Origin of the sequence: Demequina mangrovi (assembly GCF_000759715.1) — a bacterium.
GTDB lineage: Bacteria > Actinomycetota > Actinomycetes > Actinomycetales > Demequinaceae > Demequina > Demequina mangrovi.
Genome location: NZ_BBLU01000022.1, coordinates 22,971 through 31,555, shown reverse-complemented (window position 1 = coordinate 31,555; position 8,585 = coordinate 22,971). Strand labels below are relative to the sequence as shown.

The window sequence follows — 8,585 nt, the reverse complement described above, 5'->3', positions numbered from 1 at the left end:
GGATGTCGACCCCGCGACGCCGGGTGTGCGCGGCGCGGGCCGGGCACGGCACCACCGCGAACGCGCCGGCCGTCACGCCGAGCTGCGGCGCGAGCGCGGCCGCCGCGCGCCCCATGGCGGGCCCGAGGAGCGCCGCGAGATCGCGACGGCCCGCGTCCTTCCACGCCGCGACCGTCCCGTGCACGGCGCCCTCGAGCGGGGCGATCGACCATGCCGCGAGCGGAGGCTCGAGCGCCGACAGCCGCGGCGCCCCCGACTCGCATCGCAGCGGGGCCTCCCACCACGGCGCCTCGCACGCCTCGCACCAGCGCACGTCGGGCTCGCCGCAACCCGGGCACTCGACGGGCACCACGAGCCGGCCGAGCCGCCTCGCGATGCCGGCCCGGCGCGGATCCATGCGCCGAGGCTGGACGCTCTCGCCCGCGGGGGCCGCGGCTCCCGGGCCGACCGTGGACGCCGCCTCGCAGCGGACCGTCCCGGGACATCGCCCGAGGGGTCGCGTCAGCCCGCGTACGCGAGGTCGTCGATGCCGGAGGCGATGGTCGACCAGCCCGTGCCCGCACGCTCGCGGACGGTCCCGTCCTCCGACACGAGCGTGATCGAGCGGTCGCCGTGCCGTGCCGAGATCGCCACCGCGTCGGGCACCGCCGCATCCTCGGTGGTGCGCCCGCCGACCTCGATGACCCACAGGGGCACCGTCTCCGCGCCCGCGGACATCCCCAGGAGCGCGACCGAGAGGTCGTCGACCCAGATCGCGTCCGTCACGGCGCCGATGTTCGCGCCGACCTGAAGGGGCTCGCCGACGCTGAGCGGCTCGCCGGACTCGGACCTCACCACCTCGACGACCTCGACGACCGTCTGCGCGCCCGCGCGCGACACCACGAGCAGCCGCGCGCCGTCGCGCGACGGCACCACCTGCTCGACCGTACGGCCAGCGAGCCAGCGCGCGTCGAGGGCGGTCGCGTCGCCGTCGCGCGACACCGTGGTCACCGACTCCGGCTCCGCGGTCTCGGCCGTCCACACCCAGCCGAAGCGGTCGAAGCTGGGAGCGACGAGGTCGCGACCCTCGACGAACGTCGTGACGGACATCGTCCCCTCGACCTCGCCCGCCTCGTCGAGCGGGATCAGGCTCTCCACCCCGTCCTCGAGCGCGTCCGAGACGACGATGCGGTCGCCTCCGACCCGGAACGCCACCCGGGTGCCGCTGTACGAGGTCGCGAGCGCATCGGACCCCTCCGGAAGCCCGCCGACGCGGTCCGGGACCACACGGACCTCCTCGCCGTCCCACAGCCCCAGCCTGCCGTCGAGGAACAGCGCCGCGACGCTCGCCGGCACCGGCTCGCGCGACAAGGTGTCCTCGGGCTCGGCGACCAGCGGCACGCCCGCCACGGTCACCTCGACCTGGCTCACACCGGGCAGCGACGTGAGGGTGAGCCGGAGCTGCTGCTCCGCGAGCGCGCGCTGCTCGGGGGTGCCGGCCGACTGCGCCGAGAGCTGCACCCGGGCGATGCCGTCGGTCACCACCACGGAGTCGACCGCGAGGTCCGAACCGGCGGGGAAGCCGGTGGTGACCGCGTTCGCGAGCCACGGCGACGGCCCGGCCACCAGCTCGCGCGCGGCCCAGGTCGCGACGTTCGCCTGCGGCAGCCACCGCTGCTCCGGCACCGCCGTGGTGCCGTCGGCCGACGCGAAGTACAGGGTGACGGGAAGGAACACCTGGTTGAAGGTCGCCTCGGCGACCAGCGAGCCGTCCTCGAGGCCGCCGATGCGCCACTGGTTGGCGACGCTGCGCTCGACCGAGAACTCGAGCTGCGCCTGCGTGCCGGACTGCGCCTCGACCATGCGTCCCGCCTCGTCGATCCACGCCGCCACGGGGAACGAGTACACGACCCGCCCCATCGCCTCGTCGTAGTCCGGGGTGAGCGCCCCCGAGTCGAAGACCGTGACCTGCGCGAGCGGGTCCCACTCGGCACGTATCGGCGCGGTGAGGTACTCGCGCGCCACCGTGAAGTCCGACGCGAAGCCCGCCGCGGTCGCCTGGATGAACCCCGACACGATCGCGTTGACGCTCGCGTCCATCTGCGGCCCCTCGGCGAAGGGCACCACCGGCTCGGCCCCCTCGACCTCACCCGTGCCCTCGCTCACCGGCCCCGACGTCGGGACGGCGGCGCAGGCCGCGAGCGCCACCGCCGCGACGGCGCCCATGAGCGCGCTCCTCCACCTCACTGCGCGACCTCCCTGCGGTCGGACTCGAGCGGGACGCGGTCCGCGATCGCGCCGTAGTCGATCTCCGCGATGACGAGCGGGAGGGCCGGGTGCTGCCCCAGCCCCTGCGACGTGCGCGGCAGCTGGAGCCGGAAGCTCGCGCCCTTGCCCGGCAGTCCCCACGCCTCGAGCCTGCCGCCGTGCAGCTGCGCGTCCTCGCGGGCGATCGACAGGCCCAGACCGGTGCCGCCCATCGTCCGCGTACGCGCCGAGTCCGCACGCCAGAAGCGGTCGAACACGCGCTGCGCCTGCTGCGGGGTGAGCCCGATCCCGTAGTCGCGCACCACCACGGCGACGGCGCGCGAGGACGACGCCACGACGACGTCGACCGGGCGGCGCTGCGCGTGCTCGATCGCGTTCGACAGCAGGTTGCGGACGATGCGCGCGACGCGCGGACGGTCGATCGACGCCACGTGGCTGCCCTTCGCGACCCACAGCTGCAGGTCGACGCCGAGGCTGCGCGCCACCGGCAGCATCGCCTCGACCTGGTCGCGCACCACGTCCGCGACGGACATGTCGTCGAACTCGAGCTGGGCCGCCCCCGCGTCGATGCGCGAGATCTCGAGCAGGTCCGACAGCAGCGTCTCGAAGCGGTCGATCTGCGTGTCGAGCAGCTCGGCCGAGCGCGCCACCTCGGGCGGGAAGCCCTCGCGCGCATCGTGCAGGACGTCGGCCGCCATGCGGATGGTGGTGAGCGGCGTGCGCAGCTCATGCGAGACGTCGGACACGAAGCGGCGCTGCAGGCGCGAGAGATCCTCCATGCGGGTGATCTGGCGCTGCAGCGACTCGGCCATCTCGTTGAAGGTCCGCGCGAGCGTGGCCATCTCGTCCTGACCGCGCACGGTCATGCGCTCCGACAGGATCCCCTCGGCGAGGCGGGACGCGACGCGCGCCGCCTGCCGCACGGGGCGCACGGTCTGGCGCGTCACCTGGTAGGTCAGCACCGCGAGCAGGCCCATGAGCGCGATGCCGCCGAACGCGAGCACCCGCTGGATCAGGCCGAGCGTCGCGGCCTCGTCCGCGAGCGAGTACACGAAGTAGAGCTCGTACGCGCCCGCGATCCGGATGGTGAGCGGGACGCCCACCACCACCCCGGGCTCGCCGTCCTCGGGCAGCGCGACGTGCTGCCACGACTGCGGCTGGCCGGACTCGACAGCGGCGCGCATCTCGGGGCTGATGACGTCGACCAGCTCGGCGTCGGTGACGGGCGTCGACAGCAGCACGCCGGACGTGTTCGCCGGATCACGCAGCAGCACGTAGCCGCGGGAGCTGCCTCCGAGCGTGCCGAGCCCGTCGACCAGGTCGTAGACCAGCTGCTGAAGGTCGCCCGCGGTCTCCGCGGTCGAGGCGTCGACGTTCTCCTGCGCGCTCGCGGCGTCACGCGCCGTCTCGTCGAGGATGCGATCGACCCGCGTCTCCACGAGGCCGTCGCGGATCTGCGTGCTCACCATGGCCCCGATGACGATGACGGCGCCCAGGCCGAGCACCGTGGTGGTCGCGACGACGCGCAGCAGGAGCGACCCTCGGAACCTGCGCCACACCTTGCGCGGACCCTTGGCCAGGTTCGCCCACAGGGACCGGGGGGTCAGCCTCACGACCCGACGCCACCGGCCTTGTAGCCGACACCGCGGACGGTCACGATGATCTCGGGGTTCTCCGGGTCGCGCTCGACCTTCGCACGCAGGCGCTGGATGTGGACGTTGACGAGGCGGGTGTCCGCGGCGTGGCGGTAGCCCCACACGTCCTCGAGCAGCACCTCGCGGGTGAAGACCTGGCCGGGGCTGCGCGCGAGCGTCACGAGGACGTCGAACTCGAGCGGCGTGAGCGGGATCAGCTCGCCGCCGCGCGTGACGCGGTGCCCCGTGACGTCGATCTCGAGGTCAGCGACGCGCACCACGGCCGGCGTCGCGTTGTCGTTGCGGCGCAGGCGGGCGCGCACCCGCGCGATGAGCTCGCGCGGCTTGAAGGGCTTCGGCACGTAGTCGTCGGCGCCGGACTCGAGCCCCAGCACCACGTCGACCGTGTCCGACTTCGCGGTGAGCATGATGATCGGCACGCCCGACTCCGCGCGGATCTCGCGGCAGATGTCGATGCCGCTCGTGCCCGGAAGCATGAGGTCGAGCAGGATCACGTCGGGGCTGGTGGAGCGGAACGCGGCCACCGCCTCGTCCCCGTGATCGCAGAACACCGTCTCGAAGCCGTCCCCGCGGAGGACGATTCCGAGCATCTCGGACACTGCGGGGTCATCGTCGACCACCAGGATCTTCGCCGTCATGCCCCCATTATGCCGAGCGGTCCGGCAGACCCCGCGCAGCGCGTGGCAGGATGGGCCGCACAGCGGCGGAGGGACGTCATGAACGACGGCGAGGATCGGACCGAATGGGCCGCCCCGGGCGGCATCACCCCTGATAGCGGTCCGAGCGCTGCGAACGTCCCGCCGTCGCCCGCCGCGCCGCCGCAGACGGCTCCCCCGGCCATGGCCGTGCCGCCGATGGCGCCGCCGCACGGGGCCGTCCCTGCGCCTGCGCCCGTGCCGACGTCCGCGTCGTGGCAGCCGGGCTTCATGCCGCTGCGACCGCTCGGCTTCGGCGACCTGCTGGGGCTGCCCTTCCGCGCGATGCGCGACAACCGTGCCGTGGTGGTGGGCGGACCGGTGCTCCTCACGCTCGGCGCGACCGCGCTGCTGGTCGCGGCGCTGTGGATGCTGTTCAACGACGTGTCGCTCGTGTTCTCCGACCTCACCACGACCGACTCGCTCTCCGCCGGCACCGTCGCGCTCATCGTCGCGTTCGTGGTGGCGGCGCTGCTCGCGGACGTGCTGTCGAGCGCGATCATCGCCCCCGGGGTCGCGCGCGGCATCCTCGGCGAGCGGATCCGGATCGCGGACGCGTGGCGCGCCGTGCGGCCGCGGCTCGGGTCGCTGCTGCTGCTCTACCTGCTCGCCGGTCTCGCCAACCTCGTCGCGATCGCGATCGGCGTGCTGCTCGTGGTGATCGCGACCGCCAACGGCAACGACTTCGGCACGGTCGTCAGCGTCATCGTCGCGGGCGTCGTCGCCGCCGCGGTGATCTTCCTGGTGGCGCTCATCGGCGGGCTCGCGCGGCCCGTCATCGTGCTCGAGCGCCGCGGCGCCGTCGCCGCCCTGCGCCGCACCCTGAGGCTGCTGAGGCGGCGGTTCTGGTGGACCTTCCTCGTCGGCTTCGTCGCATGGCTGCTCGTCGGGCTCGTGGCCAACGTCGTGAGCCAGGTCGGCAGCCTCGTCGCCATGGCGATCGCGTTCGCCGCTCCCGAGAGCACGATCCTCACGACCGTCGTGTTCGTGGTGGCCATGCTGATCTCGCTGCTCGTCGGGTTCGTGCTCATGTACTCGTACATGGGCGCGCTGTTCACCCTCATCCTCGTGGACCTGCGGATCCGTCATGAGGGCTTCGACCTCGCGCTCGCCGAGGCCGCGGAGGCCCGCCGCGCGTGAGCCTCGACGCCCCTCCCCTCACGCCCGACGCCGACACGGCGCGCCGGTGGGCGGTCGACGAGCTCGCCCAGCCCGAGTACAGCCAGGGCGGCACGTCGTGGCTGGTGCGCATCCTCGACTGGTTCTCCGGCCTGTTCGACGATGTGTCGGCCGGGACCGGCGGGGGCGTCGGTCCCGTGGACATCGCCATCGGGGCGATCATCGCGGCGGCCGTCGTCGCGCTCGTCGTCTGGCTGGTCGTCGGGCCGCTGCGGCGGACCCGCCGCGCCCGCACCGCGCAGGGGCTGTTCGAGGACGACCGCACCTCGGCCGAGCTCGAGCGCACCGCCAGGGAGGCGGCGCGCGCCGGCGACTGGGCCGCGGCCACCCTCGACCTCTATCGGGCCCTCATCCTGAGGCTCGGCGAGCGCGGCGCCCTCGCCGTGTCCGCGGGGCTCACCGCGGCCGAGGCCGCGTCCCTCGCGGGTCGGGCGGTCCCCGAGCTGTCCGCGGCGCTCGCGGTGGACGCCGAGGCCTTCGACGGCATCCGCTACGGGCACGCGCCCGCGACCGAGGCGACCTTCGCGCATGTGAGCGAGACCTTCGCCGCGGCCCGGCGTCCCCGGTCGGCCGTCGGCGCGACGGAGCACGCCTCGTGACCGCGACGCAGGAGCTGCGCACCACGCCTCGCGGCCCCGGCCTGCGCGCACGCGCGCGCGGCTCCCGCCTCGTGATCATCGCGGTCGCGCTGCTCGTCGGCCTGGTGGTGCTGCTCGTCGCGAGCGACCGCGACGCCGACATCGTCCCCTTGTCGACGTGGAACACCCGCGCGAGCGGCACGCACGCGGTCACCGAGATCCTCCGCGACCACGGCGTCGCGGTGCGGCAGGTCGACCGCCTGGCGCAGGCGCGCATCGAGGATCCCGCCGCGACCACCCTCGTGGTCGCCGAGCCCAGCCGGCTCTCCTCGGCCCAGCTGGCCTCGCTCGACGCCTACCCGGGCGACGTGGTCGTGCTGGGACGGGTGCGCGCCGTCCTCCCCTCGCTCGGCATGGACGTCCGCCAGACGACCCGCCTCGCGGGCGGTGCGGTCGACGCGGGCTGCGCCGACCCCGACGCGCGCGCGGCCGGAGAGGTCGCGTTCTCGGGCGCGGCGCTCGAGACCTCCGACCCCGATGTCGCGCTGTGCTTCGTCGACGCCGGCGCCGCCGCGATGGCGCGCGCGGAGGTCCACGGCAGGACCGTCACCGTGCTCACGGCGAGCGAGCCGCTCACCAACGCCCAGCTCGACCGGTACGGCCACGCCGCCCTCGCCGTCCGCGTGCTCGGCGCCCATCCGGATGTGGTCTGGTACGTCGCCGACGGACTCGACTCGAGCCTGCTCACCGCCTCAGGCGTCGGGGGCGACGATGCGCCGACCGACGTCGAGACGGTGCCCGACTTCCTTCCGCCCGGCACGGGCTCGGCGTTCTACGCGCTCGCGCTCGCCGTGCTCGTCGCGGCGTTCTGGAAGGCGCGGCGCTTCGGCGCCCTCATCGCGGAGCCCCTGCCGGTCGTGGTCCGCGCGTCCGAGGCGACGCGCGGCAGGGCTCGCCTGTACCGGCGCGCGCGCTCGACCGGGCGGTCCGCCGCCTCGCTCCGCGCGGCCGCCGCCCTGCGCATGGGCCGCCGCATCGGCGTGGCCCGCGGCGAGTCGCGCGAGGCGCTCGTCGCCGCCGTCGCGCACGCCTCCGGCCGTCCCGCGCGGGACGTCGACCGTCTGCTCTACGGCCCGGCCCCGGCGGACGAGGCCGCGCTGCTCTCCCTGATCTCCGAGCTCGACGCACTCGAAAGCGAGGTTCACCGACCGTGACCGACACCACTCCCGATCAGAGCCCTCCCGACGCCGGCGCGGACGCCGCGACCGAGGAGGCCGCGACCGCCGACGCGCGGGCCGCGCTCGGACGCCTGCGCACCGAGGTGGGCAAGGCGGTGGTCGGCCAGGACGCGATCGTCACGGGCCTCGTGATCGCGCTGCTGTGCCGGGGCCATGTGCTGCTCGAGGGCGTCCCCGGCGTCGCCAAGACCCTGCTGGTGCGCGCGCTCGCCGCCTCGCTCGAGGTGGGCACCACGCGCGTGCAGTTCACCCCCGACCTCATGCCCGGCGACGTCACCGGCTCGCTGGTGTACGACGCGAGGACCGCGGCGTTCTCGTTCCGCGAGGGCCCGCTCTTCACCAACCTCATGCTCGCGGACGAGATCAACCGGACGCCTCCGAAGACGCAGTCCGCGCTGCTCGAGGCGATGGAGGAGCGCCAGGTCACCGTCGACGGCGAGTCGCGCCCCCTGCCGGACCCGTTCCTCGTCATCGCGACCCAGAACCCCGTCGAGTACGAGGGCACCTACCCGCTCCCCGAGGCCCAGCTCGACCGCTTCATGCTCAAGCTCCCCGTGCCCCTGCCGGGCCGCGACGAGGAGACCACGGTGCTGCGGCGCCACGCGGCGGGCTTCGACCCGCGCGACCTCGCGGCGGCCGGGGTGGGCGCCGTCGCGGGCGTCGCGGACCTCGAGCAGGCCCGCGCGGAGGTCGCGACGGTCGAGATCGCCGACGACGTGGTGGCGTACATCGTCGACATCTGCCGCGCCACCCGCGAGGCGCCGTCCGTCTCGCTCGGCGTCTCGCCGCGCGGCGCGACCGCGCTCATGCAGGCCTCGCGCGCATGGGCGTGGATGCGCGGACGCGCCTACGTCTCACCCGACGACGTCAAGGCGCTCGCCGCGTGGACCCTCGCGCACCGCATGCGCATCCGCGCCGAGGCCGAGCTCGAGGGCGTGACGGCGACCACGGTGCTGACGTCGGTGCTCTCCACGGTGCCGGTGCCCCGCTGAC

Annotated in this window: 7 protein-coding genes and 1 pseudogene; 4 read left to right on the top strand and 4 right to left on the bottom strand. The window is 74.5% G+C overall.

Annotation, left to right across the window (positions count from 1 at the left end; all coding sequences use genetic code 11):
* The 4 genes and pseudogenes from TR42_RS13605 to mtrA form a co-directional block, all read right to left on the bottom strand.
* Window positions 1-397: pseudogene (locus TR42_RS13605) on the bottom strand (ComF family protein); the annotation flags it as partial.
* Window positions 398-501: 104 nt separating this feature from the next.
* The gene (locus TR42_RS13600) at window positions 502-2,205 is read right to left on the bottom strand and encodes an LpqB family beta-propeller domain-containing protein (RefSeq protein ID WP_042216831.1); all 1,704 of its coding nucleotides are present in this window, start codon (window positions 2,203-2,205) and stop codon (window positions 502-504) included.
* A gap of 17 nt (window positions 2,206-2,222) precedes the next feature.
* Window positions 2,223-3,860 (bottom strand): MtrAB system histidine kinase MtrB, encoded by a 1,638-nt coding sequence (gene mtrB, locus TR42_RS13595; protein ID WP_052406155.1) that lies wholly within the window; start codon window positions 3,858-3,860, stop codon window positions 2,223-2,225.
* Entirely contained in the window at window positions 3,857-4,540 is a 684-nt protein-coding gene (gene mtrA / locus TR42_RS13590) for an MtrAB system response regulator MtrA (RefSeq protein ID WP_042216830.1), read from the bottom strand. Before mtrA ends, mtrB begins: the two co-directional genes overlap by 4 nt.
* 78 nt (window positions 4,541-4,618) lie before the next feature.
* Here mtrA and TR42_RS13585 point away from each other — a divergent pair, with 78 nt between their 5' ends.
* From TR42_RS13585 to TR42_RS13570, 4 genes are read left to right on the top strand one after another with little or no spacing between them, the layout of a single operon-like run.
* Window positions 4,619-5,737, top strand: coding sequence for a DUF7847 domain-containing protein (locus tag TR42_RS13585; protein ID WP_042216828.1), 1,119 nt, complete (start codon window positions 4,619-4,621; stop codon window positions 5,735-5,737).
* Entirely contained in the window at window positions 5,734-6,375 is a 642-nt protein-coding gene (locus TR42_RS13580) for a DUF4129 domain-containing protein (protein ID WP_042216827.1), read from the top strand. The genes TR42_RS13585 and TR42_RS13580 overlap by 4 nt, the downstream gene beginning before the upstream one ends.
* Window positions 6,372-7,568: a DUF4350 domain-containing protein gene (locus TR42_RS13575; RefSeq protein WP_052406153.1), complete on the top strand. Its 1,197-nt coding sequence runs from the start codon at window positions 6,372-6,374 to the stop codon at window positions 7,566-7,568. The genes TR42_RS13580 and TR42_RS13575 overlap by 4 nt, the downstream gene beginning before the upstream one ends.
* Window positions 7,565-8,584 carry an AAA family ATPase gene (locus tag TR42_RS13570; protein WP_042216825.1) on the top strand — a complete coding sequence of 340 codons (1,020 nt, stop codon included), beginning with the start codon at window positions 7,565-7,567 and terminating at the stop codon, window positions 8,582-8,584. The genes TR42_RS13575 and TR42_RS13570 overlap by 4 nt, the downstream gene beginning before the upstream one ends.
* The last annotated feature ends 1 nt before the right edge of the window (window position 8,585 follow it).

Excerpts from the sequence above, each read along its gene's own strand:
- TR42_RS13600 (WP_042216831.1), bottom strand. The coding sequence starts at position 2,205 with ATGGGCGCCGTCGCGGCGGTGGCGCTCGCGGCCTGCGCCGCCGTCCCG.
- mtrA (WP_042216830.1), bottom strand. The coding sequence starts at position 4,540 with ATGACGGCGAAGATCCTGGTGGTCGACGATGACCCCGCAGTGTCCGAG.
- TR42_RS13585 (WP_042216828.1), top strand. The coding sequence starts at position 4,619 with ATGAACGACGGCGAGGATCGGACCGAATGGGCCGCCCCGGGCGGCATC.